Source organism: Sphingobium subterraneum (assembly GCF_014199435.1).
Taxonomy (GTDB): domain Bacteria; phylum Pseudomonadota; class Alphaproteobacteria; order Sphingomonadales; family Sphingomonadaceae; genus Sphingobium; species Sphingobium subterraneum.
This window is the reverse complement of record NZ_JACIJP010000001.1, coordinates 320,477-346,119: the sequence shown is the minus strand read 5'-3', so window position 1 is coordinate 346,119 and position 25,643 is coordinate 320,477. Positions and strand designations below refer to the sequence as shown.

Genomic DNA, 25,643 nt, shown 5'->3' with positions numbered 1-25,643 from the left:
CGTATAGGAAACAGGTCTGTTCCTGTCAACTCGTTCGTTTCAGAGCCGCAGCACCTCTACGGGCTCGCCCGCTGCCGCGGGGTGTGACCCGGCAGGGCGGTGAATAAGCGCATCCGCGCGCGCCAGGGAGAGAACAGCGGCGCTGTCCTGCTGCGCGAGCGGGGCGACCGCTCCATCCACAACGCGGGCGCGCAGGAAATCGTCGCGTCCGCCGACTGCGGGCAGGGCAGCGGCCAGCGGCATCGGCGTAAAACGCGGCAACGGTTCGGGACAGCCACACAGGTGGCGGACCAGTGGCACGAGAAAGAGCCGCGCCGTTACGAACGCGGACACAGGGTTGCCCGGCAGCCCGAGGAAGAGCCCGTCGCCCAGCGTTCCGCTGATCAGCGGTTTGCCGGGTCGCATCCGGATCTTCCAGAAGTCAATCCTGCCTCCAGCCGCCTCCAACGCGGGGCGGACGAGATCATGGTCCCCGACAGACGCGCCGCCGGTGGTGACGATGATGTCGAACCCGCAGGCCGCTTCCATGGCGTCGCGCGTCGCGGCGAGATCATCGGGGATGATGCCGAGATTGGTGACGAAACAGGGAAGCTGGCGAAGAAGCGCGGCAAGCATCGGCGCGTTCGACGCGGGGAGCATTCCTTTCCGTGGCGGCTCACCGACCGGAGCCAGTTCCGAACCGGTAGAGAGGAGCGCGATGCGGGGCCGAACCGGCACGGGAACGGCGGCGTGCCCGGCAAGCGCCGCGAGCGCGATTTGACCGGCGTTAATGCGGGTTCCGGCGGTCAATATCGTTGCGCCTGCGTGAAAATCCGATCCGCGCGACCGGATATGGCGCGCGCGGGCGGCTGGTCCATCGCCGGTCAGGCGGATGGTCGCGCCATCCGCTGCGACATCTTCCTGCACGATCACCGTATCGGCACCCGCTGGCACCGGAGCACCTGTGAAGATGCGCACAGCGCTGCCCCCTGCGACCGCTGGCGGCGTCAGCGCTCCGGCGGCGCTTTCTCCGGTGAGGGTCCAGGGGCCGGGCATATCGTCGAACCGGATCGCATAGCCATCCATGGCGGAGAGATCGGCCCAAGGCTGGTCACGCAACGCGACGAGATCGGCCGCCAGCCAGCGTCCGGCAGCTTCTGTCAAAGAAGCCTGCTCGACAGGCAGGGCCTTGGCCATATCCAGCAGCCGCGCCTGCGCATCGGCAACCGGTAACAGGCTCATGCCGGCCCGCTTTCCCCGTCGCGCCGCCAGTCGCCCGATTTGCCGCCCGTTTTTTCAAGAAGGCGGATGGACCCGATGGTCATCGCCTTGTCGACCGCCTTGCCCATATCGTAAATGGTGAGAAGGGCGACGGAAACGGCCGTCAGCGCTTCCATTTCCACTCCGGTCTGGCCACGGGTGCGGACGGTTGCGGTGGCCGTCACGCCGGTCGCGTCGGGAACCAGATCAATACTGACCTTGGTGATCGGCAGCGGGTGGCACAAGGGTATGAGATCGGATGTTTTCTTCGCCGCCATGATCCCGGCGACGCGTGCAACGGCCAGAACATCACCCTTCTTCATCGTGCCAGCGGCGATGGCGGCGGCAGCGTCCCCGCTCATGGCGATTCGTCCCGATGCGATGGCCTGCCGGTCGGTATCTGTCTTGGCCGAGACATCGACCATATGTGCCGCGCCCGTTGCGTCGAGATGGGTCAGGTCGGTCATGCCGCCGCCAACAGGCGCCGGGTGGCCGCCTCGACATCGGCTTCACGCATCAGGGCCTCGCCCACCAGGAAGCAGCGCACGCCATGTTCCGCCATCGCATCGAGATCCGCGCGCGAGGAAAGCCCGCTTTCCGCGACAAAGGTTGAGCCTTCAGGCGCGTGGGCGATAAGATCATAGGTCCGTGCGAAATCGACCGTGAAATCGCGCAGATCGCGATTGTTGACGCCGATCAGGCGAGACCGCAGACGCGCGGCGCGCTCCATCTCTTCCGCGTCATGGACCTCAACCAGTACATCCATCCCGAGGTCCAGTGCGGTGGCCTCGATCTCAGCCATCTGACCGTCGTCCAGCGCGGCGACGATGATGAGAATGGCGTCCGCGCCGATCGAGCGGGCTTCCAGCACTTGCCAGGGATCGACCATGAAATCCTTGCGCAACACGGGCAGAGTGCAGGCTGCGCGCGCGGCTATGAGATAATCCTCGCTGCCCTGAAAGTACGGCGCGTCGGTGAGGACAGAGAGGCAGGCCGCGCCGCCCGCCTGATAGCTCGCCGCGTGAGCCGGGGGATTGAAGTCAGCACGGATCAGGCCCTTGGATGGGCTGGCCTTCTTGATTTCCGCAATCAGACCATAACCCGTAGCCGCAGCGGCATCGAGCGCGGCGCGGAATCCCCGCGGCGGGGTTTGCCGGGCGGCGCGATCCTGCAACTCGGCAATCGTCGTGCGCCCCTTGCGGTCGGCGACTTCGGTCCGCTTCGTCGCGCAGATTTCGATCAGCTTGTTGGTCATTGATAGGCAATCCAGCAGTTGAGCAGGGCGTTGGCAAGCCCCTTGTCGATGGCTTCGGCCGCTTCCTCCGCGCCATCGCGCCAGTCGGTGACCTTGCCCGCGACGATCAATGCCGCTGCCGTGTTGAACAGCACGGCGTCCCGATAAGCTCCGGTTTCCCCCTGAAGCAGGCGGCGCAGCGCAGCGGCATTGTAGGCCGCATCGCCACCCCTGATGGCATCGAGCGGCGCCGAGGGAAGGCCGGCGTCGGTGGCGGACACCCGCCGCATACCGATAATTCCCGTGCTTTCGATTTCGGCTACGTCATTGCCGCCCGCGAGCGAAAGCTCGTCCAGCCCCTCGTCCCCGGACACGATCATCGCATGGTCGACACCCAGGTCGCGCAGGGCTTCGGAATAGATCGGCACATAGGCGGGGCGTGCGATACCGATGAGTTGGCGCCGTACCCGCGCTGGATTGGCGAGCGGCCCCATCAGGTTAAAGATCGTCCGCCGGCCGATTGCCTTGCGGATCGGCCCGAGCCGTTTGAGCGCGGGGTGATGGTTTTGCGCGAACAGGAAGCAGATACCCAGGTCACTCAGCGTCGCTTCGGCATGGGCTGTCGCACTGTCGAGATCCAGCCCCAACGCCTCCAGCGTGTCCGCTCCGCCAGCCTTGGACGACGCCGCGCGGTTGCCATGCTTGGCGACCGGCACGTCACACGCCGCCGTTACGATCGCTACGGCCGTGGATACGTTGAGGCTATGCTGACCATCGCCCCCCGTGCCGCACACATCGATCGCCCCGGCAGGCGCTGCGATGGGGATCATCCGCTCGCGCATCGCGCGGGCTGCTGCGGCGATTTCGACGGCAGTTTCGCCCCTGTCCGAAAGAGCTATGAGGAAAGCGGAAATCTCGTCCTCTGTCCCCGCGCCATCGAGCATCGCACAAAAGGCTTCGGATGCCTCCGCTGCGCTCAAGGGACGGGTAGGATCGGGAAACGGCGTCATGGCCGCGCCATAGAGCGAGCGGCCCCGCCGAGTCGAGAGATTTGCAGCACCGAATCGGCGCTCAGGCCCGTTCTACGACCGGCAGGCCCGCAATCGTCAGGAAATTGGCCAGCATTTCATGCCCATATTCGGTGGCGATGCTTTCCGGATGGAACTGGACCGAATGGATGGGCAGGCTCGCATGCCGAAACGCCATCACAGAGCCATCGTCGCTGGTCGCGTTGACGATCAGGCAGTCGGGAATATCCTCGACGATCAGCGAATGATAGCGGGTCGCTATGAAAGGCGACGGCAACCCGGCGAACAGCCCTGTGCCGTCATGGGCTACCGGCGATGTCTTTCCGTGCATCAACCCGCCGCGCACGACCTTGCCACCGAAATGCTGCCCGATCGACTGATGGCCGAGGCATACCCCGAGGAGCGGCTTAGCCGCGTCCGCACAGGCCGCGACGAGATCAAGGCTGATGCCCGCTTCATTGGGGGTGCAGGGGCCGGGAGAGAGCAGGAAAGCGTCCGCGCCGCTGGCCATCGCGTCGGCCGCGGTCAGCGCGTCATTGCGGACGACCTCAACCTGCGCGCCCAGTTCCATGAGATAATGGACGAGGTTCCAGGTGAAGCTGTCGTAATTGTCGATGACGAGGATCATGCCGCTTTACTGCCCGAATTTCGCCTGGCGCGCCAGCGCAACGGCTTCGCGCGCGGCAGCGATGAGGGCACCGGCCTTCGCTTGGCACTCTTTCTGCTCATAATCCGGCACGCTGTCCGCGACGATTCCCGCGCCTGCCTGCACATGCATCAATCCGTCCTTGAGGACCGCCGTGCGCAGCACGATGCAGCTGTCCATATTGCCGTTGGGTGCGAAATAGCCGACGCCGCCTGCATAGGCCCCGCGCGTTTCCGGTTCCAGCTCGGCAATGATCTCGCACGCGCGGACCTTGGGGGCACCGGAGACCGTTCCCGCCGGAAATCCGGCGAACAGCGCGTCTATGGCATCCTTGCCCGGCGCGAGGCGCCCGACGACGTTCGACACGATGTGCATGACATGGCTGTAGAATTCGACGGTGTAGCTGTCCGTCACGGTCACGCTGCCCGCGCTGGCGACGCGGCCCACATCGTTTCGGCCCAAATCCAGCAGCATCAGATGCTCGGCGCGTTCCTTGGGATCGGCGAGCAGGCTGTCGCGATTGGCGGCATCCTCGACGGCGTTTTTGCCCCTCGGACGGGTGCCCGCAATGGGCCGAATAGTCACTTCGCCGTCGCGCGAGCGGACAAGGATTTCCGGGCTGGAGCCCACGATCGCGAAACCGGGCAGGTCGAGATAATAGAGGAACGGCGAGGGATTGATCCGCCGCAGCGCACGGTAGAGCGACAGCGGAGGCAGCCTGAAAGGCGCGGTGAATCGCTGGGCCAGCACGACCTGAAAGATGTCACCCGCGCGGATATAATCCTGCGCGCGCAGCACCATGTCGTGGTAACGTTCTTCCGGCACGACCGGGCTGATCGTGATATCAGCCAGTTCCGGAATTGGCGGGGAAGCGGGCAGGGGCGCCGCGAGCTGAGCGGCTACGCTGTCGATGCGGTCCTGCGCCTGGGCGATCGCATCATCAGCATCGGTGAAACTGCCCTTCCAGATCGGTGCGACGAGATACAGCGCGTCGTCCAGTCGGTCGAACACCAGGATGACGGTAGGCCGAGCAAATAGCATGTCGGGCAGCTGGACCGGGCTTTCGGGCGGACGAGGCAGTTTCTCGACCAGACCGATCGTCTCATAGCCGAAATAGCCCACGAGGCAGGCGAGCGCAGAGGGAAGCGCCGGATCAATCGGAGCCTGACATTCGGCCACCAGCGCACGGAGCGCCGCAAGCGCTCCGCCCTCGATCGGAACGAACGCCCCGGTGTCTGTCTGCCAGTGGCGGTTGATCTGCGCCTCGTTGCCCTGCGCACGGAACATGAGATCCGGCGCGAGGCCGAGGAGACTGTAACGGCCGCGCACCGCCCCACCCTCGACCGACTCCAACAGAAAATCGCCCCGGCCCGGCTCGATCAGTTTGAGCGCGGCTGAGATGGGCGTGTCCGTATCGGCGATCTGCTTCCGCCAGAGCAGGGCGGATTGGCCCCGTGTCAGGTTTTCGCGGACTAATCCTTCATTGCCGGGGGAAACGGAGTGCATGGTCAGGGTGCGACCCCGCCGTTCGCCCGCCGCAATTCCTGCGTCACGCGCGCCACGGCCTGAGGGTTACGCTTCACATTGAGGTCACGCTCGATACCCCGCTCGAACTGCTGGGCATATTCGCCGGCAACAACGTTGGCGATGTCGGAACGGATGCGGTCAACAAGGCCGGGGACCGTGGCGGCATCACCCTGCTGGATGCGGTCGAGCTGCACGATGAAATAGCCCTGATCATTGCTGATGGGTACGACCTTGGCGGTGCCCACGGCCATCGCGAACAGCGTCGCAATGTGGGCGGGCGGACGCTGATCGCCGCGCATCAGGTCCGCACGACGGCCGCCGCCCTTCTGCACGGGAGGAAGGCTGATTCCGGCGCGCGCGGCAGCATCGGCCACCGCCTTTTCGAGCGGCGTGCCCTTGGCGACCTGTGCGCCGATGCTGTCGGCGAGCGTACGGGCGCGGGCTGCGCTTTCGCGAAGCTGGTACATCTGCGTGATGGCGGGCCGGACGGCATCGAGCGGCGGGGCTGCGGCGGGTATGATGTCGGTCACATCGAGCAGCGCATAACGCTTTTGCGCGATGATCTGGACCATTTGCGGATCGTCATCGGCATCCATGCTGAAGCCGGGCTTGAGCAGGGGGGCAACGTCGTCTCCAACCTTGTAGTTGCGGTCTGCAACATTCTGCCCGTTTGAGAGAAGGGCGGGGGCGGTGGCGACCTGCAGGCCATTGTCCTTTGCGACCTCGTCAAAGGTCGCGCCATCGGCTACCTGATCTTCGATCTTGGCCGAAAAATCGCTGAGCAGCTGGCCTTGCTTCTGCACGCGCAGCGCTTCCACGATCTCGCCGCGCACCTGATCGAGCGTGCGCTCGGGTGTCTTCTGGATAGCCGTTACCCGCAGCACGGCCCAGCCGAACGCTGTGCGAACCGGCCCGGTAATCTGACCCTGCGGACTAGCAAAGGCGATCCGGGCGGCATCCACCGATGTCTCGGCGGCCAGGTCCGTCTGCGATTTGGCGGCGATGCTATTGACGGAAAGTCCCGCCTTCTGCGCTGCTGCGGCAAGCGACGTGCCGCCTCCCACGACAGCGCGCGCCGCGCTTTCGTTCGGCAGAATCAGTTGTTCGATACTGCGCGTCTCACGGGCTGCATAGGCCGCCTTGTTGGTGGCATAAAAGCGCGCGACTTCTGCGTCGCTTGGTACCGATGCCCCGGCGAAACGGTCGGCATCGACAATCGCGTAACGCAGCTTGCGCTGTTCCGGCACGATAAATCGCTCGGCGTTGCGCGTGTAGAAATCCTTGAGCTGTGCATCGCTTGGCACACCGGTCGGCTTGAACGCGGTGGCCGGGATTGCGGCCACTCGGCCCTCCCGCGCTTCGAGAATCAGCGAGGCATAGGGAAGCACAAGACTGTCCGGCAGGGCGACACCGAGGCCAGCAGGCAAGATCAATTGTTTTCCGGTAAGGTCACGCGCGATGTCGGTGCGCAGCAACTGCTCGTTGATGCCCTGGCTCGACAGGAGCTGACGGAACAAGTCGGGGCTGAACTTGCCCGATGCGTCGTGGAAAGCCGGGATTGCGGCGATCTGCGCGTCGATCATCCGCTTGCTCAGGTACATGCCCTGATCTTGTGAAAATTCCGTGATCGCCAGGCCGGCAACCAACTGATTATAAATTTGGGAAACGGCGCCCATTTGCAGGAACGTGCCGATCTGCATGCCGGGATTCTCACGCCGCTGCTGCTCGAACACGCGCTGGACGCGGCTTTGCAGCTCGCTTTCCGACAGGCTGGACCCACCCACGCTTGCCGCCGCACCGCCCGTGCCCGGCAGGCTGAACCCGCCCTTGCGGTTGATGTCGCCCGCAGCGAAGGCGAACGCCACCAGCCCCAGAAACAGCAGGGCGAACACGGCGCCGAATTTGGAGCCTATGAACCGGCGGAAGAAACTGATCATGTCGCGTCCCGACAACAGAGTAAGGGCAAGTGTGCGAGCCGCTTTAGGGCGAGTAGCCCCAGGCATCAAGCGGGGACTGGACATTGGAGCGACAGGCGCTATCGCCTGCCCCACAACGATCCATTTGTGCAGGAGATACGCGCCCTATGACACGCAAGATGCTGGTGGCCGGCAACTGGAAGATGAACGGGCTGCGCGCCCATCTGGCCGATATAGCGGCGATCGGTGATGCGGCAAAGGCGCATCCGGGCGTTGAGGTGGGCCTCTATGTTCCCGCGACGCTGATCACGGCTGCGGCAGAGCGGGCGGACGGCATCTTCGTAGGCGCGCAGGATTGCCATGCGAAATCGACGGGCGCGCATACCGGGTGTCTGGGCGCGGCCATGCTCGGAGAAGCCGGTGCAACATCCGTGATCGTCGGCCATAGCGAGCGCCGGACCGACCAGCATGAGAGCGACGCCGATATCGCGGCGAAGGCGCTTGCGGCGCGGGCCGAGGATCTGTCCGTCGTCCTGTGCGTCGGCGAAAGTCTGGAAACGCGGGACAGCGGAAGCGCGGTGTCGTTCGTGCTGGATCAGTTGCTCGCGTCTCTGCCGGAAGGCGCAGCGGCGGACTGGCTCTCGATCGCATATGAACCTATCTGGGCAATCGGCACTGGTCGCATCCCTACCATGGAGCAGATCGCCGAAATGCACGGCGCGATTCGGGGGGCGCTCGCTGCGCGACTGGGTGCGGAAACGGCCGCAGCGATGCGGATCCTCTATGGTGGCTCGGTCAATGCGGGCAACGCCGCCGACATCTTCACCCTGGAGGATGTCGACGGCGGCCTGGTCGGCGGAGCGAGTCTCAAGGCCGAGACTTTTGGCCCGATCATCACGGCGGCCGACGCAGCGTCTTGACGCCTGGCCACTGCGCAGTTGAACCCAAAGGCCGTTCCGGCTAAGGGCGGGCACAGTTCTTATTAAGCGGATAACGCACAGCCATGTTCACTTTCATTCTCGTCGTTCAGGCCATCATCGCCGCGGCACTCGTGACGGTCATCCTGATGCAGCGGTCGGAAGGCGGCGGGCTGGGCGTCGGCGGCAGCCCATCGGGCCTGATGTCGGCACGGGGTGCGGCGGATTTCCTGACGCGGATGACGTCGATCCTTGCGACCATCTTTGTTGGGTTGTCCATTGTGCTGGCGGTCATGGCTTCGGTACGCGCAGGGCCGACAGCGATCGACACATCGCTGACGAAGTCGGCAGTGCCGGTTGGGGGCGCGCCTGCGCCCGTCACCGCGCCGACAAATGCCGATCCGCTCGCCGGGGCCGCGCAAAGCGTTGGAAATGCGGCCGCGCCGGCACCCGCACCTGCCCAGCAACCGGGCGTACCGATCGCGCAATAATCCGCCGTTTTCCAAGGCCCAAAGCTTTTCACCCACAGTTTTTTGCGGGCGTATGGATTCGTGCGCTTGCCCAACCCCCATTCATAAGGTTAAGCCTTCACTCCCATGGCGCGGTACATATTCATAACCGGCGGCGTGGTCTCCTCGCTTGGCAAAGGCCTGATGGCCGCAAGCCTTGCAGCTTTGCTGCAAGCACGGGGATTTCGCGTGCGGATTCGCAAGTTCGATCCCTATCTGAACGTCGATCCGGGCACGATGTCGCCCTATCAGCATGGCGAGGTCTATGTGACCGACGACGGGGCGGAAACGGACCTCGATCTGGGCCATTATGAACGCTTTACGGGGGTTTCCGCGCGCCAGTCCGACAATGTGACGCAGGGCCGCATCTACCAGACGATCATCGCCAAGGAGCGCCGGGGCGACTATCTGGGCGCGACTGTGCAGGTCATCCCGCACGTCACCGACGAGATCAAGGCATTCGCGATGCAGGATACCGACGATGTCGATTTCGTGCTGTGCGAGATCGGCGGCACCGTCGGCGATATTGAAAGCCTGCCGTTCATGGAGGCGATTCGCCAGCTCCACAATGATCTGGGCCGTGGCCAGTCGATCTTCATCCACGTTACGCTGGTGCCCTATATCGCGGCGGCGGGCGAACTGAAGACCAAGCCTACCCAGCACAGTGTGCGGGAACTGACCTCGCTCGGCATTCAGCCGGACATCCTGCTATGCCGGTGCGAGCAGCCCCTTCCCGAGAGCGAACGCGCCAAAATCGCGTTGTTCTGCAACGTACGGGCTCAGGCGGTGATCCCCGCACTCGACGCACCCAACATCTATTCCGTACCCGCGCAATATCATGCCGAAGGACTGGACGACGAAGTGCTGCGGGCATTCGGGATCGAAGGATCGCCCGCGCCGCGTCTCGATCGCTGGATCGACATCATGGATCGCTACGCCAATCCGGAAGGCGAAGTCACGATCGGCGTGGTGGGCAAATATGTCGGCCTGCCCGATGCGTACAAGTCATTACATGAGGCGCTTGTCCATGGCGGACTCGCCAACCGCGTTAAGGTCCATATCAAATGGATCGATGCCGAGCTGTTCGAGCAGGACGAGAGCATCGTCACCGCCCAACTGGAACCGATGCACGGCATCTTGGTGCCCGGCGGCTTCGGCGTGCGCGGCAGCGAGGGCAAGATCGCCAGCGTCCGCTTCGCGCGGGAACGCAATGTGCCGTTCTTCGGCATCTGCCTCGGGATGCAGATGGCCTGTATTGAGGGCGCGCGGCACACGGCGGGGATCGAGCGCGCATCGACCACCGAATTCGGCGAAACCAGTGAGCCGGTCGTGGGCCTCATCACCGAATGGATGAGCGCGGAAGGATTGCAGCAGCGCAGCGCTGAGGGCGATCTGGGCGGCACGATGCGCCTCGGGGCTTACCCTGCGACGCTCGCGGGCAACAGCGTCGTGGCGGGCATCTATGGTACGAATGCAATTCACGAGCGGCACCGCCATCGCTACGAGGTCAATGCAGGCTATCGCGAGCCGCTGGAGAAGGGCGGGCTGATCTTCTCCGGCTTGTCTCCGGACGGCACCCTGCCCGAAATCGTCGAGCGGCCTGACCACCCGTGGTTTGTCGGCGTGCAGTTTCACCCGGAGCTAAAGTCCAAGCCCTTCGATCCCCATCCGTTGTTCGCCAGCTTCATCGAAGCGGCGCTGAAGCAGAGCCGACTGGTTTAAGTCGGCCGTTTGGGCCCCGATCATCTTGGTGGAGAGGCCTACACTGTAGCGCTGTGACCTTGTGGGAATGGCGTCGCTGGCCGCGATCCCGGGCAGGTGGCGTGTGCGTTGGACGAAGCCGTCGTCTGGGGCGGTAAATCCCGACCATAGGGACAGCTTGGCGCGGCGGGCTCGCTCTGACCACAGGCTACAGTGAAGGCACACCAGGTTCTGGTAACAGAGGGGGTGCGGCACGGCACGACCGGCTGCCGATACTTAGAGATCCGACGATTATTCGCATGTCGATTCATAACGTTCGACAGCCGACAACACCGACAAATTCCGAGCGACAGGGCAGTACGAAAGGCGGTTGCGCGGACGGTGCAGATCCATGAGTGCGACCAGCGGGTCGTTCAGGGTGTCGCGTTGGGACCCATCGTTCTCTCTGATCCTCCGCGAGCATTTTGGCGCCGCCCTGAATATGTGAAGCGCTTAACAACGATGCAAGGCGAGGTGTACGACATACATCCCCATTGTCCCGATCGCTGTCGTTCGCACTCTATCGCGCGTATTCGCCATGGCATGCATGTCTCCGGTCCTTAGGCCGCAGACGGACCATCCCAGAGATACCTACCAAACCACAAACGAAAATCCCCGCCGAATGGCTTCGGCGGGGATAAACATGCTATGACGCTGAAATCAGATCGTCGAACGTTCAGGCCCGGACGATGCCGAGCCTAAGCAATCAGGCGAAGCTGACCTTCGTGCGCTGACGGCTGCGCATGGCGTAGCCAACCATGCCAAGGCCGACGATCATCATCGCCCAGGTCGAGGGCTCAGGAATCGCACCCTTGACGAGCAGGTTGTCGATTTCAAACGAATTCGTGCTGGAGGTCAGAACGATCCGCGAGAAACGCTCACCAGCCGTACCAAGCAGAGCGAACGCGCCGCTTGTCTGGCCGTCTGCCGGTGCCAAATCGCCCGGATTGGAGAACAACGCCAAGGGAGTAAACGAGGTGGAAAACGCACCACCACCATCATAGCCGAACACAGTGAGCGTGTTGTAGGTATCCAGCGTACCCCAATCGAAAGCAAGAGCTTCAACATTGGGGAGATCGATAATGGCTTCACCACCGCCAAGGACGGACAGATACGGGGTAGTATCGGTGCCCGACGTCGGAATCGCCGAGCCGCTGGTGCTCGAACCGGTCAAAAACTGAAAACCGCTGCCTCCAACACCGGCGGAACCGTCGAAATCGTTTTGCACCACAAACCCCGCACCCAGCAACGTGGATGCAGCTACGCCAGCATTGAATGTGAAGACAACCGCCGCATGTGCGGTAGAAGCGGTGAGAGCCGCAACAAGGCCCCCAATTCCCAGAATGGCTTTTTTCATACAGAATTCCCTGTTCGAGCGGAAAGAAGGTTGTGTCCTTGCGACCTTTATTGACGTCTTGTTAACACAAAATTTAGGATCGTCCAACAGCGGAAACGGCCGAAAAATCTCATTTTGGAACAGAAATTGGGCGCGATTTCGATCTTACAACCGATTTCGCAGGCTGCGTGGACGCACAGACAACACCCACCAAGGCCGTCAACATGCTGCATCGCGGCAATTTTCACGCTGCACACGCGTAAGTCGCGTTCCGTCCATGGCCGGAACGCATCAAGCGCATGTCGGGTAACATGCTGAAAAAATTTTTCTCCGATCGTTAACGTGGATACAAAATTCGTTCGATTGCTCCGAGCCGACTATAGATGGACCGAAACGCGACTCGAGTCGCGACTCGGGGGATGGGATGGACAGCAAGCAACTTCATGGCCGTTTGCCGGAGCAAAGCCTGCTTCATGCGCTGAGCGAAAGCGAACTGGCGCATTTGCTGCGTGATGCCCGGGAATGTCGCGCGCGCAAAGGCGACGTCCTGCTCGAACAGGGCGCGGACGGCGATTTCCTTGTCATTCTGCTGGAAGGCCAGGCGCGCGTTACAGTCTACACGGCCAACGGCCGCGAAATCGTGCTCGATTATGTGGGCGCGGGGAGCGTACTCGGCGAGATCGCGCTGCTCGACGGGGGTACGCGAACGGCCAGCGTCATCGCGATGGAGGCGTTGCGTTACCTGACGCTAGCGCGCCCCTTGTTTGAACGGGTGATGGCGGAAAACCATCAGATCGCTCTCCGCCTGATGCGGGAACTGGCGCAGCGGCTGCGCCGCGCCAATCAGACTATCGAAAGCGACCGGGCATATGGGGCAGCTCCGCGCCTGGCCCGCTTCCTGCTGAGGCTGTTGCAGGGCGAAGGACGTGAGGATGGCACCATTGGCCTCAGCCAGACCGAATTGGCCATGTTCGCCGGGATCAGTCGAGAGAACATCAACCGCCAGCTCGGGCTATGGGCACAGGCGGGGCTGGTCGTGCTCGATCACGGCAAGATCCGGGTTGTGGATGTCGACTGGCTGGAAGATGTTGCGGATGCGTCGGATTGAGCAATATGGTGCACCCGAAGGGAGCGCATTCGAACCCGGCAGGGTTCGCAAGGCCGAACGGCCGCCCGAGCTTATGCGAGGAAAGCCAAGGTCGCGGATGCGACCGCCCGGCGTCTGAGGGTAAACAAGAAATGGTGCACCCGACGGGATTCGAACCCATGGCCCTCAGATTAGGAATCTGATGCTCTATCCTGCTGAGCTACGGGTGCACGCGGACCGCTCTATTATGCGCACGTCTGGCGGTCAATGTGGCGATGGCGTGCGGCGGGTGAGGCCGAGCGCGATGAGGCTGATCGCGGCGGCGAGCGACATATAAAGGCCAACGGTGGCCACCCCGTACAGGCCGACGAGTTGCTGCGCGACGATGGGAGCGAGCGCGCCCCCCAATATTCCGCCCAGATTGAAACCGAAGGATGCACCTGTGTAGCGCAACCGGGTCGGGAAGAGCGAAGGCAGCCACGCACCGAGCGGGCCGTAGACAAAGCCCATGACAAACAGGGCGATACTCAGCGCCGCAAAAATGGCCGAATAATCGCCGCTTCCTAACAGGGTGCCGAAGACCGCTCCCATCGGCAGGGAGAACAGGCATCCCGCGATGAGGACGGTGCGGGGGCTGCTTCGATCGGCCCACCAGCCCGCGGTGATGATGCCCAGCGCCATGAACAGGATGGCCCCCAGTTGGAGACCCAGGAAATGTTCGCGGGGGATGGCGAGGGCCGTTGTCCCGTAACCCAAAGCAAAGGCTGTCGCGATGTAGAAGATCGCGAAACAGGCGACGACGGCAAATGTGCCGGAAAATGCCGCAGCGGTGTGCCCGCGAAACAGCGCCACCAGTGGGACATGCGTATCCGGACCTGACTCACCTGCCGCGAGAAATTCAGGCGTTTCCGTCAGTTTCAAGCGGATCCACAGCCCTAGGATGACGAGAACCGCGCTCGCGAGAAACGGGAGACGCCACCCCCAACTGTTGAATGCGGCGTCATCCATCATCGCGCCGAGCATCAGGAAAAGCCCGTTGGCCGCGAGAAAGCCGACCGGTGCGCCGAGCTGCGGAAACATGCCGAAGCGCGCGCGCCAGCCGGGCGGAGCGTTTTCCACTGCCAACAAGGCCGCGCCGCCCCATTCGCCGCCGAGACCGAAGCCCTGCCCAAAGCGCATCAGGCACAGGAGGAGCGGCGCCCACCAGCCGATCGCGGCGTAGGTCGGCAGGAAAGCGATCGCCAGCGTGGACCCGCCCATCAGCATGAGCGAGACGACCAGCGTGGACTTGCGTCCCACCCGATCGCCATAATGACCGAACACCGCCGCTCCCAGCGGCCGGGCGAAGAAGGCAACGGCAAAGCTGGCATAGGCCGCCAACAGCTGCGCGGAGGCTGAGCTGCTCGGAAAGAACAGAGGCCCGAAGACGAGCGACGCGGCCGTGGCGTAGATATAGAAATCGTAAAATTCCACCGCCGTGCCGATCAGGCTGGCGGCGAGCACCCGCTTGTGCTGCCACATGACGGCCAGTCCATTGGTCTGCGCCTGCTCGTTCATGCCCGCACCCTCCGCTGGTTGATGATCTCATACGCCATGACGGCAGTGGCGACGGCGGCGTTGAGGCTGTCGGCCTTCCCCAGCATCGGGATTTTGACGAGCAGATCGCATTCCGCCTCATATGCCGAAGGTAGCCCTTGCGCCTCGTTGCCGACGAGCAGGAAGGTTGGCGCGGCGTAACGCGGCGCCTGATAATCCTGGTCGGTACGCAGGCTGGTACCGACAAGCTGACCGGGGCCACTGCGCAGCCAGGTGAGGAACGCGTCCCAGCGGCATTGCACGATCGCCTGCGTGAACAGCGCCCCCATGCTGGCGCGGACGGCTTCAACCGAGAAGGGATCGACGCAGTCGTCGACCAAAATCAGCCCGCCCGCGCCGACCGCATCTCCGGTCCGCAAAATGGTGCCGAGATTGCCTGGGTCGCGCAGCGATTGCGCGACGATCCAGAGGCCCGAACCCGTGCGGTCAATCGCATCGAGCGGCACATCCTGGTCGCGATAGACCCCGACCAGAGCCTGTGGATTGTCCTTGCCACTGATCTTGGAAAGGATGTCGGCGCTGGTGACAATGACGTCGCGGCCCTCCGCTTCCATCTGCGCGATGAGCGCGATGGCCAGCGGATGGGACGCGCCTTCGTGGGCGTGGAACAGCATTTCCGGAAGGCGCCCCGCCTCGCGCGCCTCAGTCAGGATACGCAACCCCTCGGCCAGGAACAGCCCTTCCTGCTTGCGGTACTTTTTTTCGCGGAGTGAACGGACACGCTTGACCAGCGGGTTGGAAAATCCGGTTATTTCCCGTGTCACGCTGGTGCCCCCGTCTTGTGCCGAACGAACCGATTAGGGGCGGACGCTGACAGGATCAAGCAGTGCTTATTCTTCGCCGAACTTGTCCTCGACGAGGGCAACGAGCTGGCTCAGCGCTTCCTCCCGACCTTCGCCCGCGGCGGCGATCGTGATACTGTCGCCCATCGCCGCACCCAGCATCATCAGCCCCATGATCGAGGTACCGGTAACGGCGCTGCCGTCCTTCGACACCGTGACCTGCGCGGGCAGGCTGCTTGCGAGGGTGACGAACTTGGCGCTGGCGCGGGCGTGCAAACCGCGCCGGTTGGTGATGAACACTTCGCGGCTGATCTCGCTCATGGCGCATTCCCCAGCAATTCCGATGCGACGCTGATGTATTTCTGCCCGGCCTCGCGCGCGGCGGCAACCGCGTCGCGCACATTCATGACCTTTCGGGCGCTTTCCAGTCGGATCAGCATCGGCAGATTGACACCAGCGATCACCTCGATCTCGCCCGCCTTGAGCAGCGAGATCGCGAGGTTGGAGGGTGTCCCGCCGAACAGGTCGGTCAACAGGATCACGCCGGATCCGTCGTTCACCACATCGACAGCCGCAGCGATGTCAGCACGCCGCCCCTCCATATCGTCATCGGGTCCGATGCAGATGGTTTCGATGGCGGTCTGTGGGCCGACGACATGTTCCATGGCGACGCGAAATTCGCTGGCGAGTCGTCCGTGGGTAACCAGAACCAGTCCAATCATGAGGTTGCGATGCCCTGCATATTATCCATTATGGCGGCTCTTGTCCTCGTCGACCGCATTCTGGGGAGCCGATTCCATGTTGCGGTGCAAGACCGTGGGCGAAAATCCCGCCTGACGCAAGCGTCCGGCGACACGTTCGGCAACATGGACAGACCGATGTCTCCCTCCGGTACAACCGAATGCAATGGTAACATAGGCTTTTCCCTGCTCCTGATAGCGGGGCAGGAGGGTCAGCAGCAATTCCTCGATCTGTTCGAGCGAGCGATCGTAGACGGGATCTTGCGCGATATAGGCACCCACCGCGTCGGAGAGACCGGTCTGCGGACGCAGGGCATCATCCCAATGTGGGTTGCGCAGATAGCGCATGTCGAACACGAGATCGGCATTACGCGGCATCCCGCGCGAAAAACCAAACGAGAGGATTGTCAGCACAGACTGCACGGCCGAACCGCGATCGAAGCGGGATCGGATTTCCTGTTGCAGGGCGTTGGCCGACATCGCGGTCGTGTCGATCACCTGGCCAGACCAGCGGCGTAGAGGTTCGGTCAGCTCCCGCTCGCGCGCGATCCCATCGGCGGCAGGGCGGTCTTGCGCCAGCGGATGAAGACGACGGGTTTCGGCAAAGCGCCGCTCCAGTTCTGCCCCGGCACAGTCGAGGTAGAGGGTGTCGATGTCGAGCGCGCCGCTCTCGCGCAGGGCCTTGATGCGCTGGACGATGGCGGCGGCGTCGTAACCACGTGTGCGCGCGTCAATCCCGATGGCGAGCGGGCGGTCCTTGTCGCGCTGGTCCTGGGCCAAAGGTGCGGCAAGAAGCCGATCAAGCAACGTCAGCGGGAGATTGTCGACCACTTCCCAGCCCATGTCCTCCAGCGTCTTGAGCGCCGTTGTCTTGCCGGCGCCGGACATGCCGGAAACGAGCAGGATCGTCTTGGGTCCGTCGGCTGATTGCAGATCAGCCACAGGTTTCCTCCCCGGCGCGCAGCATCATTTCGGCCTTGATAGGGGCTGAAGCTTCGAAGGGCGAGAGTCGCATCAGGGGTAGGTCTACTCCGCCCAAGGCCAGCGTCAACGCAGTCATGGGATAACGCTCGACGCTGCCGGACAGTTCGATCGCGAGCGCAACCGGAACATCCGTGACAAAGGGTAGGGAGAGAATGCCGATGCCTCGCGCCTCGATTTGCCCTGCGATGGTCGGCGGCGGGCTGGCAATCAGCTGGCTACCGTCGCGGGCGAGCGTTGTCTGGTCGTCACTCACAAGCTGCGCACCCCGATCGATCAGGCGCAGGGCGAGGTCGGATTTTCCCGCCCCGCTCGGTCCCAGCAGCAGCAGCGCTCGGCCCGCGATCGCAACGCAACTCGCGTGGATGGTTTCCACCGGCACGATGCTGGCGGGGGGAGGGCGGCTCATTCCGACCCGATGCCCGGATCGCCCAGATGGGCGAGCGGCAGGTGCACATGGAAACAGGCGCCAGAGCGTGCATCGTCCCGATCCTCGATCGAAATACGGCCCTGATGCCCCTCCACGATGCTGCGCGCAATGGCGAGGCCGAGGCCGCTATGCTTGCCGAAGCTCTCCCCCTCCGGCCGGACGCTGTGGAAGCGGCGGAATACCGTCTCACGCTCTTCAGGCGGCACGCCGGGGCCTTCGTCCTCCACGCTGAGCAGCACCTCGTTATCCGCGACGGTGGCGGTCACCTGCACCAGTCCGCCGGGCGGAGAGAAGGACACCGCGTTGTCGAGAAGATTGTCGATGACGAGTGCAAGCCGCTGCTCCTCGCCCATGACCACCGCCACGTCGCGCCGGGGGCGGGCAAAGGCAAGGCGAACGGTGTTACCGACGCCGCGCTGCTCACGCGCAACGATCATCCGCTCGATCATCTGCCCCAGATCGACCGGCTCGAACCGTGTGCGCGACAATTGCGCGTCGATCCGCGAGGCTTCGGCGATGTCCGTCACGAGCCGGTCGAGGCGCCGCACATCGTCCTGCGCGATGGCAAGAAGGCGGGTCCGCAGCTCGGGCTGCTCGACCCGCTCCAGACTATCGAGCGCCGATCGCAGCGACGCGATGGGATTTTTGAGTTCATGGCTTACATCGGCGGCAAAGCTGTCGGTTGCGTCGATGCGGTGGCGCAGCGCTTGCGTCATATCCGATATCGCACGGGCCAGCGTGCCAATCTCATCGCGCCGGTCGGGCAGGCGCGGGACCGTCACCTGCCGCGCACGGCCCAAACGGACGCGCACAGCAGCATTGGCCAGCCGTTGCAGCGGCAGGACGATCGTGCGCGCAAGAAACAAGGAAAGCAGCACCGAGACGATGATCGTCACAGCAAGGACAATGCCCAGACTCAGGCGCTCCGCCCGAACGATGCGCGTAACGTCGCGCGCATTTTCGACGGCAAGCAGGGCGCTGCCATCCCGCAGAACCGTGGCGGCGGAAATCATCGGCGAGCGGTCGGGAGCGAAACGCGCCATGGCGACGGTGTCCCCACTCTTGCTGGCGCTTGCGATCTCGGACCAGCCTTGTGCATGATCCGGCTGTGGCTCAATATAATCGGGCAGCCGGTCCGCGCCGACCACCTTGTCGACGATCTTGTCCAGGAACCGTGCAACGTGCCGCTTATAGGGTTCGTCCTCCGGGCGAACGAGAGTGAACCGCGGGGCGCCAATGACAAAGGTATCGGTGACAAGCCCGCCCTTTGCATCATAGAAACGGATCCGGTCTCCCATCTTGCGCGCGAACGCGACGATGAGGGCATCGCGGCGGTCGGCGGGGGCAACATCGAGTGCGCTCGCGAGCAGGCTGAGTTCCCGCTTGGATTCCTCCAGCCGCGCATCGATGACGCGCGTGCGATAGCTGTCGATATAGAAGAACCCGCCTGCCAGCAGCGCGAGCGCGATGATGTTGACCGCCAGAATGCGCCAGCTCAGGCGTACGCCCCCGGTCCAGTGCAGCACGTGGCCGCTATTCTTCGGAGAAACGGTATCCGGCGCCATACAGGGTATCTATCGCATTGAATTGGGGATCGACCTCGCGGAACTTCCGGCGCAGGCGCTTTATATGGCTGTCGATAGTGCGGTCGTCGACATAGATGTCATCCTGATAAGCGACATCCATCAACTGGTTGCGGCTCTTGACGACGCCGGGCCTGTTGGCAAGGGTTTCGAGGATCAGAAGTTCCGTCACTGTCAGCGTAACGTCCTGCCCCGCCCATTTGACGCGGTGTCGCGCCGGGTCCATTTCCAAGCGGCCCCGCACGATAGGGTCGGACTTTTCCTCATCAACCTGCCCGTCCTTCTGCACCATCTCCGCGCGGCGCAGGATCGCCTTGATCCGCGCGATCAGCAGGCGCTGGGAAAAGGGTTTGGCGATATAATCGTCAGCGCCCATTGCCAGACCGAGAGCCTCGTCCAGTTCGTCGATCTTCGACGTCAGAAAGATGAACGGCATCCGGCTTTTCTCGCGCAGGCGGCGGAGCAGTTCGATACCGTCCATGCGCGGCATCTTGATATCGCACACGACGAGATCAGCCGGATTTTCGGACAGCGCCTTGAAGGCCGCCTCCGGGTCCGAATAAATGCGCGTCGCAAAGCCCTCAGCCTGGAGCGCAATCGATACCGAGGCGAGAATATTTTTGTCGTCGTCGACAAGGGCGATCGTGGACATCATCGGGTGTTCGTCTGGTCCGAAGGGGCTGCGGGAAAGGGAAGCAAGATGATAAGCCGTTGCCTTTTGAAGGTGAGCGGGATGTGCGCATCGACCTATCGCAATGCGCAACCAACCGCAACATTGTCCCGATGAGCCCATTTCCTCGCAGTTGCGAAGGAAATTCAGCCATTGTGTTAACCGCACTGATTTGACGGAAACGCTTTGAAGCCTTATGCGCAGCCGAGTCCATGACCTGTCGGCGAGAACAGGCGATCGGAGACAGGTGCGCCCGATTTCCCGCTCGGAAGTCGGCTTATTTAATCTTTCTACGGAGAAGCGCGTGCAGGCGAAATCCAATCACTCCCTGGCAGACCAGGGCATTATCACCAAAGCGGCCCAGCATTGGAACCTCGGCACGGCGCCGCTGGTCGAGGCGGCGGTCAGCAATGGCGAAGGCCGTTTGGCCAAGGACGGGCCATTGGTGGTCGAAACCGGGAAGCATACCGGCCGGTCGGCATCCGACAAGTTCATCGTCCGCGATGCTGAGACGGAAAGCACCGTCTGGTGGGGCAAGACCAACGTGCCGATGTCGCCGGAGCATTTCGCGGCGCTGAAGGCGGATTTCTTTGCCGCGCTGGGTGAGAAGGACAAGCTCTACGTCGCGGACCTGTTCGGTGGCTCGCAGCCGGAGCACCGCGTTAACGTGCGCGTGATCAACGAGCTCGCCTGGCACAATCTGTTCATTCGCACGCTGCTGGTCCGCCCGACCGCAGACCAACTCTCGGACTTCACACCCGAATACACTATCATCGATCTGCCGACCTTCCGCGCCGACCCGGTCCGCCATGGCAGCCGATCCGAGACGGTGATCGCCGTCAACTTTTCGGAAAAGCTCATCCTCATCGGCGGCACGCGTTATGCGGGCGAGATGAAGAAGTCGGTGTTCGGTATTTTGAACTATCTGCTGCCCGTCAAGGGTGTGATGCCGATGCATTGCTCGGCCAATATCGGTCCCAATGGCGACACAGCGGTGTTCTTCGGCCTGTCCGGCACCGGCAAGACCACGCTCTCTGCCGATGCGAGCCGCACGCTGATCGGTGATGACGAGCATGGCTGGTCCGATACGGCGGTCTTCAACTTCGAAGGCGGCTGCTACGCCAAGATGATCAATCTGTCGGAAGAAGCCGAGCCGGAAATCTTCGCCACCTCGAGGCGGTTCGGCACCGTTCTCGAAAACGTGGTCATGAACCCCGAAACGCGCGAACTCGACTTCAACGACAACAGCCTCGCGGAAAACAGCCGCGGTTCCTATCCGATCGACTTCATCCCGAATGCGTCGAAGGACAATCTGGGTCCGGTGCCGAAGAATATCATCTTCCTCACCGCCGACGCCTATGGCGTGCTGCCACCGATTTCGCGTCTGACGCCGGAACAGGCGATGTACCACTTCCTGTCCGGTTACACCGCGCGCGTTGCGGGAACCGAGATCGGCGTGACGGAGCCGAGTGCGACGTTCTCGACCTGCTTTGGCGCGCCGTTCATGCCCCGCCACCCGAGCGTCTACGGCAACCTGCTCAAGGAGCGGATCGCCAAGGGCGGCGTCACCTGCTGGTTGGTCAACACGGGCTGGACCGGTGGCAAATATGGCGTCGGTAGCCGCATGCCCATCAAGGTGACACGCGCGCTGCTGAACGCCGCGCTCGACGGCAGCCTCAATGATGCGACGTTCCGGACCGATCCGAACTTCGGGTTCGAGGTTCCGGTCGCGGTCGCAGGCGTCGAATCGCGCATTCTGGATCCCCGCGCGACGTGGGCGAATGGCGCAGCCTATGATGACACCGCCGCAAAGCTGGTCAAGCAGTTCGTCGAGAACTTCGCCCAGTTTGAGGATCATGTCGACCAGTCGGTGCGGGAAGCGGCGCTGACCGCCGCCTGATCCTTACGGTATCTATGCAAGAAGGGGCGTTCTCGGCGAGAGCGCCCCTTTTGCGTGAAAGGTCGGGTCATGCTACGTTGCGGGATCAGGCATGCCGCCTGCGCGGGGAGACTGGCAAATGTTGGAAAATCTTCTGGGAAGTCTGGGTGATATCGCGGGCAAGCTCGGTCTGCCCGCCGATCAGGTCGAATCGCTTGCCGCTTCACTCAAGGACAGGCTTGCACAAGGCGGTGATCCCGTGGCGACGGCGATGGAGCTTGCGCGGGAGCACGGCCTGCCCGTCGACAAGCTTCAGGAGATGCTGGGCGGTTCGGTCGGCACTGACGGGCTGCTCGGCAAGGTGGGCGACATGCTGGGTGGTGAAGGTAACGAAAATCCTCTGGGCAACCTCGGCGACCTCGCCAAGGGCTTGTTCAAGTAAGCACGGATCGCGAACCGGCCGAATGGCTGGCGCTTGACTGCTGCGCGATGATTCAATCGCCCATCGGACGGGTATCCACGGGCATCAGGCCGATGCCGATGGATGCGCGCAGCTGTTCACTTTCGGACGATGCGACCGGATAGGCCATGCGGTCGGCGGAATAGCTGCCGCCGGGACGACGATTGCCCGACACGCCGACTCCGCCCACCGGTGCGCCGGGGGAAACGGCGTGGGTCGTGCGGTTCCAGTTGATGATCCCGGCCGACAGGGACGACCAGAAGCGATCGAATTGCTCCGGAGATCCCCCGACCAGCGCGGCCGACAGCCCGAAATGGGTCGCCGCAGCCTCTGCAATGGCTGCGTCGAAGTCGGCGACCTGAATGACCTGCAACAAAGGCCCAAAGAGTTCGATATCCGGGCGTTCGTCAACATTGGTCACGTCGATGATGGCGGGCGAAAGATACGGCAGGTCGTCCTTGGGTCGCCCCATGTGGCGGAGTGGCCGACCGCCCCGGCTCATCAGGTACAGGAAACTTTCCGTGAGGCCGTCCGCAACCTGCGTGTCTATTACCGGTCCCATGAACGGCGCCGGGTCGGCGTGAGGATGATCGATGGCGAGCCGGTCCACCAGCTTCAGAATCTCGGCCAACAACTGTGCGGCGAGGCTGTCGCGCACGATCAGCCGGCGCGCGGCGGTGCACAGTTGCCCCGCACAGGCAAAGGCGGACTGCACAACCAGTATCGCGGCGGTCGCAAGGTCGGGCGTGTCCCATACGACGATGGCATTATTGCCGCCCATTTCCAGCGCAACCAATGTGCCCGGCTGCCCGGCGAGCGTGCGGTTGATCTCGATGCCGTTGCGCGCCGACCCGGTAAAGATCACTCCGTGGACGCCCGGATGCGTAGCGAGGGATTGACCGACATTCGGCCCACCGGCCAGCATCCGCAGCAAATCCTTCGGCACGCCCGCGCCGTGCATCAGGTCGACCAGCATCGCGGCGGTGGCCGGTGCCTTCTCCGAGGGCTTTAATACGACCCCGTTTCCGGCGATGAGTGCCGGAACGATGTGGCCGTTGGGTATACTCAGCGGATTGCTGAATGGGCTGATGACGGCAAGGACGCCATGGGGCTTGTGCCGCAATGCGTTGCGCCCACCCAGCGCGCCTTCCAGACGGCGCATGCCGGTACGCTCGGAATAGGCTGCGATCGCGCGTTCCACCTGCATGGCGGCAAGCTCAACTTCGGCGCGCGCCTCCCACAGGGGCTTGCCGACTTCGCGCGCGATCAGGTCCGCCAGGGCTTCTTCGCTCGCCAGCAAACCGTTGGCGTAGCGGCGTAACGTTTCCATGCGGAAGGTGATCGGCCGGGCGGCCCAATGGCCCCATGCTGACGCCGCGCGTTCCACTTCCGCATCGACGTCACCCACTTCGCCTTGCCACAGCAGCGCACCGGTTGCGGGTTCATGGGACAGGAGCGGTGGCGACATAGGGTCCGATATGGCGGATTCTTCGTGGGATGCCAACTGTTACACTATCGGCTGGCACCATCGTAATGCATGATCTCCAGCGTATCGAGGTCGATCCCATCCGCGCAGCGCAGGTTGATTTCTACCATGTCCGTCCCACCGGGAGTCTTGCCCTCGGCAAACGGCGCACAGCCACATGTCCGGCAAAAATGATGGGCAATGACGTGATGGTTGAATTTATACGTGCGGAGATCATCACGAGATCCCTGAAAGGCGAACTTCGCGGGCGTGGTAAAATGATGCAAAGGGGCCTGCCGACGGCAAATCGAGCAGTTGCAGCTCATCGCCTTGGTCGGCATGTCCTCGTCCACCGTATAACGGATCGTGCCACAGTGACAGCTCCCGGAAAACATGATGCCTCTCCCTTATCGTTTTCGAGCCTTTTGCTAAATACCGAAGCGGATATGATGTTCCGGATGGTTAGACGGGCGCAGGCGGATCGCCAAGTGCCTCTCCCATCGCCCGGATCGCAGCGACCTTGGCGTTGAGCGGTTCCCAGTCATCACGCTCCGCAATCGCCGACCAGATCGCCTCGACTTCGCCGATATACATGGAGCACGGGTCGGATTGCGCCCAATAGGCGTGAGCGACGTCGGCGTCCGGCCGACATGTGCCGAGTTGTTCCCGGAAGTCCGACCATGCCTCCCCGTCGTAGCAGGCCGCAGCTGCAGCTTCACGTAAAGCCCCACCCCTCCAGTCGAAGAAAAAACGATCGATGGGGATGTCGTCGGCAATCATGCCACGCACGGCGGCTTCAATCAGCGGAGATGCCAATTCCCGCTCCGGCGGTACGATCCCGAGACGCCAGCAAAAGCGCCGGATCATCGCCTGCGCATAAAGGTCCGGAAAACGTTCCAACTGGTCAACAAGCCCCTGCGTCTCCGTCAGCGAGCGGAGTGATATGGCAAGCTGCGCGACATCCCAGTGGATCGCTTCCGCCTGCCGTCCGAAGGCATAAAGGCCCTGATGATCGAAATATGCAGCCGTGAATTCCGGTGCCCACAAAGGCGTGAACCGCCAGGGCCCGTAATCGAAACTCTCGCCCGTAACGTTGATATTATCGCTGTTGAGCACGCCATGGACAAACCCGGCGATCATATAGCCGGCCGCCAAGTCGGCGGTCCGCTCAACGACCCGACCCAGCAACTGGACGGAGGGATCATCATCCGGCCTTTCGCCATAGAGCCTCCTCAGCGCATAGTCGCGCAGCGCAATCAGCAATTCGGTGTCGCCCAACGCTGCCGCACGCTGAAAGCTGCCAATGCGGATGTGCGAATGACTGAGGCGTACCAGCACCGCGGAGCGGGTGGGGGAGGGTTCGTCACCGCGCTCCAGTTGCTCGCCCGTCTCGATCAGCGAGAAGGTTTTGGAGGTGTGCACACCAAGCGCTTCGAGCATCTCGGTGGCGAGGATTTCCCGCACTCCGCCCTTGAGGGTCAACCGGCCATCGCCAAAGCGGCTATAGGGCGTCTGGCCCGAGCCTTTGGTGCCCAGATCCATCAGTCGGCCTGCCGCATCGCGCATCTGTGCGAACAGAAAGCCGCGTCCGTCGCCGATATCGGGATTGTACACCCGGAACTGATGCCCGTGATAGCGCAGCGCCAATGGCCGGGGCAACGTGTCGGGCAGGGGGATGAAACGCCCGAAATGCTCGATCCACTGTGCGTCGGACAGGGCACCCAGTCCCACGCTCGGCGCCCAGCGGTCGTTGCGGAACCGCAGGACGGTTTGCGGGAAATCGGCCGCCTCAACAGGATCGCCGATGTCAGGCAAGAACTCGATATCGCGGGCGGGGGTGTAATTCACGGGTTGCGGGCGCAGGATCATGCGGCAATA

The 25,643-nt window shown here is 63.1% G+C and carries 25 protein-coding genes and 1 tRNA gene; 6 read left to right on the top strand and 20 right to left on the bottom strand.

Annotation, left to right across the window (positions count from 1 at the left end; all coding sequences use genetic code 11):
- Positions 1 to 39: 39 nt before the first annotated feature.
- The 7 genes from FHS92_RS01690 to FHS92_RS01660 all read right to left on the bottom strand — a co-directional run bounded on the left by FHS92_RS01690 (position 40) and on the right by FHS92_RS01660 (position 7,611).
- Positions 40 to 1,221 (bottom strand): molybdopterin molybdotransferase MoeA, encoded by a 1,182-nt coding sequence (locus FHS92_RS01690; protein ID WP_184076935.1) that lies wholly within the window; start codon positions 1,219 to 1,221, stop codon positions 40 to 42.
- Positions 1,218 to 1,706 carry a cyclic pyranopterin monophosphate synthase MoaC gene (moaC, locus tag FHS92_RS01685; protein ID WP_184076933.1) on the bottom strand — a complete coding sequence of 163 codons (489 nt, stop codon included), beginning with the start codon at positions 1,704 to 1,706 and terminating at the stop codon, positions 1,218 to 1,220. The genes FHS92_RS01690 and moaC overlap by 4 nt, the downstream gene beginning before the upstream one ends.
- Positions 1,703 to 2,494 (bottom strand): indole-3-glycerol phosphate synthase TrpC, encoded by a 792-nt coding sequence (gene trpC / locus FHS92_RS01680; RefSeq protein ID WP_184076931.1) that lies wholly within the window; start codon positions 2,492 to 2,494, stop codon positions 1,703 to 1,705. The genes moaC and trpC overlap by 4 nt, the downstream gene beginning before the upstream one ends.
- Positions 2,491 to 3,483 carry an anthranilate phosphoribosyltransferase gene (trpD, locus tag FHS92_RS01675; RefSeq protein ID WP_184076929.1) on the bottom strand — a complete coding sequence of 331 codons (993 nt, stop codon included), beginning with the start codon at positions 3,481 to 3,483 and terminating at the stop codon, positions 2,491 to 2,493. The genes trpC and trpD overlap by 4 nt, the downstream gene beginning before the upstream one ends.
- A gap of 61 nt (positions 3,484 to 3,544) precedes the next feature.
- Entirely contained in the window at positions 3,545 to 4,129 is a 585-nt protein-coding gene (locus tag FHS92_RS01670) for an anthranilate synthase component II (RefSeq protein ID WP_184076927.1), read from the bottom strand.
- A 6-nt stretch (positions 4,130 to 4,135) separates the two neighbouring features.
- Positions 4,136 to 5,653, bottom strand: coding sequence for an anthranilate synthase component I (trpE, locus tag FHS92_RS01665; RefSeq protein WP_184076926.1), 1,518 nt, complete (start codon positions 5,651 to 5,653; stop codon positions 4,136 to 4,138).
- Positions 5,654 to 5,655: 2 nt separating this feature from the next.
- Entirely contained in the window at positions 5,656 to 7,611 is a 1,956-nt protein-coding gene (locus tag FHS92_RS01660; protein WP_184076923.1) for a peptidyl-prolyl cis-trans isomerase, read from the bottom strand.
- Positions 7,612 to 7,757: 146 nt separating this feature from the next.
- Here FHS92_RS01660 and tpiA point away from each other — a divergent pair, with 146 nt between their 5' ends.
- The 3 genes from tpiA (at position 7,758) to pyrG (ending at position 10,738) form a co-directional block, all read left to right on the top strand.
- Positions 7,758 to 8,510: a triose-phosphate isomerase gene (gene tpiA / locus FHS92_RS01655; RefSeq protein WP_184076921.1), complete on the top strand. Its 753-nt coding sequence runs from the start codon at positions 7,758 to 7,760 to the stop codon at positions 8,508 to 8,510.
- A gap of 83 nt (positions 8,511 to 8,593) precedes the next feature.
- Entirely contained in the window at positions 8,594 to 8,998 is a 405-nt protein-coding gene (gene secG / locus FHS92_RS01650) for a preprotein translocase subunit SecG (protein ID WP_184076919.1), read from the top strand.
- Between the two features lie 105 nt (positions 8,999 to 9,103).
- Complete coding sequence (pyrG, locus tag FHS92_RS01645; RefSeq protein ID WP_184076917.1) at positions 9,104 to 10,738, top strand: CTP synthase; 1,635 nt, start codon at positions 9,104 to 9,106, stop codon at positions 10,736 to 10,738.
- A 724-nt stretch (positions 10,739 to 11,462) separates the two neighbouring features.
- Here pyrG and FHS92_RS01640 read toward each other — a convergent pair.
- Positions 11,463 to 12,113: a PEPxxWA-CTERM sorting domain-containing protein gene (locus FHS92_RS01640; protein WP_184076915.1), complete on the bottom strand. Its 651-nt coding sequence runs from the start codon at positions 12,111 to 12,113 to the stop codon at positions 11,463 to 11,465.
- Between the two features lie 403 nt (positions 12,114 to 12,516).
- On the opposite strand from FHS92_RS01640, the gene FHS92_RS01635 reads away from it, so the two are divergent.
- Positions 12,517 to 13,200 carry a Crp/Fnr family transcriptional regulator gene (locus tag FHS92_RS01635; protein WP_184076913.1) on the top strand — a complete coding sequence of 228 codons (684 nt, stop codon included), beginning with the start codon at positions 12,517 to 12,519 and terminating at the stop codon, positions 13,198 to 13,200.
- Positions 13,201 to 13,332: 132 nt separating this feature from the next.
- On the opposite strand, the gene FHS92_RS01630 is transcribed toward FHS92_RS01635, so the two are convergent.
- The 9 genes from FHS92_RS01630 to FHS92_RS01590 form a co-directional block, all read right to left on the bottom strand.
- Positions 13,333 to 13,409: transfer RNA gene (locus FHS92_RS01630), tRNA-Arg, on the bottom strand.
- A 34-nt stretch (positions 13,410 to 13,443) separates the two neighbouring features.
- Positions 13,444 to 14,736, bottom strand: coding sequence for an MFS transporter (locus tag FHS92_RS01625; protein WP_221230849.1), 1,293 nt, complete (start codon positions 14,734 to 14,736; stop codon positions 13,444 to 13,446).
- A complete protein-coding gene (locus tag FHS92_RS01620) occupies positions 14,733 to 15,539 on the bottom strand; it encodes a TrmH family RNA methyltransferase (RefSeq protein ID WP_184076910.1) in 807 nt (268 codons plus the stop codon). Before FHS92_RS01620 ends, FHS92_RS01625 begins: the two co-directional genes overlap by 4 nt.
- A gap of 66 nt (positions 15,540 to 15,605) precedes the next feature.
- Complete coding sequence (locus FHS92_RS01615; protein WP_184076908.1) at positions 15,606 to 15,878, bottom strand: HPr family phosphocarrier protein; 273 nt, start codon at positions 15,876 to 15,878, stop codon at positions 15,606 to 15,608.
- Positions 15,875 to 16,279 carry a PTS sugar transporter subunit IIA gene (locus FHS92_RS01610; RefSeq protein WP_184076906.1) on the bottom strand — a complete coding sequence of 135 codons (405 nt, stop codon included), beginning with the start codon at positions 16,277 to 16,279 and terminating at the stop codon, positions 15,875 to 15,877. Before FHS92_RS01610 ends, FHS92_RS01615 begins: the two co-directional genes overlap by 4 nt.
- 21 nt (positions 16,280 to 16,300) lie before the next feature.
- Complete coding sequence (rapZ, locus tag FHS92_RS01605; RefSeq protein ID WP_343056623.1) at positions 16,301 to 17,239, bottom strand: RNase adapter RapZ; 939 nt, start codon at positions 17,237 to 17,239, stop codon at positions 16,301 to 16,303.
- Positions 17,232 to 17,687, bottom strand: coding sequence for an HPr kinase/phosphorylase (locus tag FHS92_RS01600; RefSeq protein WP_184076904.1), 456 nt, complete (start codon positions 17,685 to 17,687; stop codon positions 17,232 to 17,234). Before FHS92_RS01600 ends, rapZ begins: the two co-directional genes overlap by 8 nt.
- Entirely contained in the window at positions 17,684 to 19,273 is a 1,590-nt protein-coding gene (locus tag FHS92_RS01595) for a sensor histidine kinase (RefSeq protein ID WP_184076902.1), read from the bottom strand. Before FHS92_RS01595 ends, FHS92_RS01600 begins: the two co-directional genes overlap by 4 nt.
- The gene (locus FHS92_RS01590) at positions 19,242 to 19,946 is read right to left on the bottom strand and encodes a response regulator transcription factor (protein WP_184076900.1); all 705 of its coding nucleotides are present in this window, start codon (positions 19,944 to 19,946) and stop codon (positions 19,242 to 19,244) included. The genes FHS92_RS01595 and FHS92_RS01590 overlap by 32 nt, the downstream gene beginning before the upstream one ends.
- 319 nt (positions 19,947 to 20,265) lie before the next feature.
- Here FHS92_RS01590 and FHS92_RS01585 point away from each other — a divergent pair, with 319 nt between their 5' ends.
- Both FHS92_RS01585 and FHS92_RS01580 read left to right on the top strand, forming a co-directional pair.
- Complete coding sequence (locus FHS92_RS01585; protein ID WP_184076898.1) at positions 20,266 to 21,861, top strand: phosphoenolpyruvate carboxykinase; 1,596 nt, start codon at positions 20,266 to 20,268, stop codon at positions 21,859 to 21,861.
- Positions 21,862 to 21,979: 118 nt separating this feature from the next.
- Complete coding sequence (locus FHS92_RS01580; RefSeq protein WP_184076896.1) at positions 21,980 to 22,282, top strand: hypothetical protein; 303 nt, start codon at positions 21,980 to 21,982, stop codon at positions 22,280 to 22,282.
- Positions 22,283 to 22,334: 52 nt separating this feature from the next.
- On the opposite strand, the gene FHS92_RS01575 is transcribed toward FHS92_RS01580, so the two are convergent.
- The 3 genes from FHS92_RS01575 to FHS92_RS01565 form a co-directional block, all read right to left on the bottom strand.
- The gene (locus FHS92_RS01575) at positions 22,335 to 23,768 is read right to left on the bottom strand and encodes a succinylglutamate-semialdehyde dehydrogenase (protein WP_184076894.1); all 1,434 of its coding nucleotides are present in this window, start codon (positions 23,766 to 23,768) and stop codon (positions 22,335 to 22,337) included.
- A 44-nt stretch (positions 23,769 to 23,812) separates the two neighbouring features.
- Entirely contained in the window at positions 23,813 to 24,160 is a 348-nt protein-coding gene (locus FHS92_RS01570; RefSeq protein ID WP_221230847.1) for a GFA family protein, read from the bottom strand.
- 67 nt (positions 24,161 to 24,227) lie between these two features.
- A complete protein-coding gene (locus tag FHS92_RS01565) occupies positions 24,228 to 25,634 on the bottom strand; it encodes a protein adenylyltransferase SelO family protein (RefSeq protein ID WP_184076892.1) in 1,407 nt (468 codons plus the stop codon).
- Positions 25,635 to 25,643 lie beyond the last annotated feature (9 nt).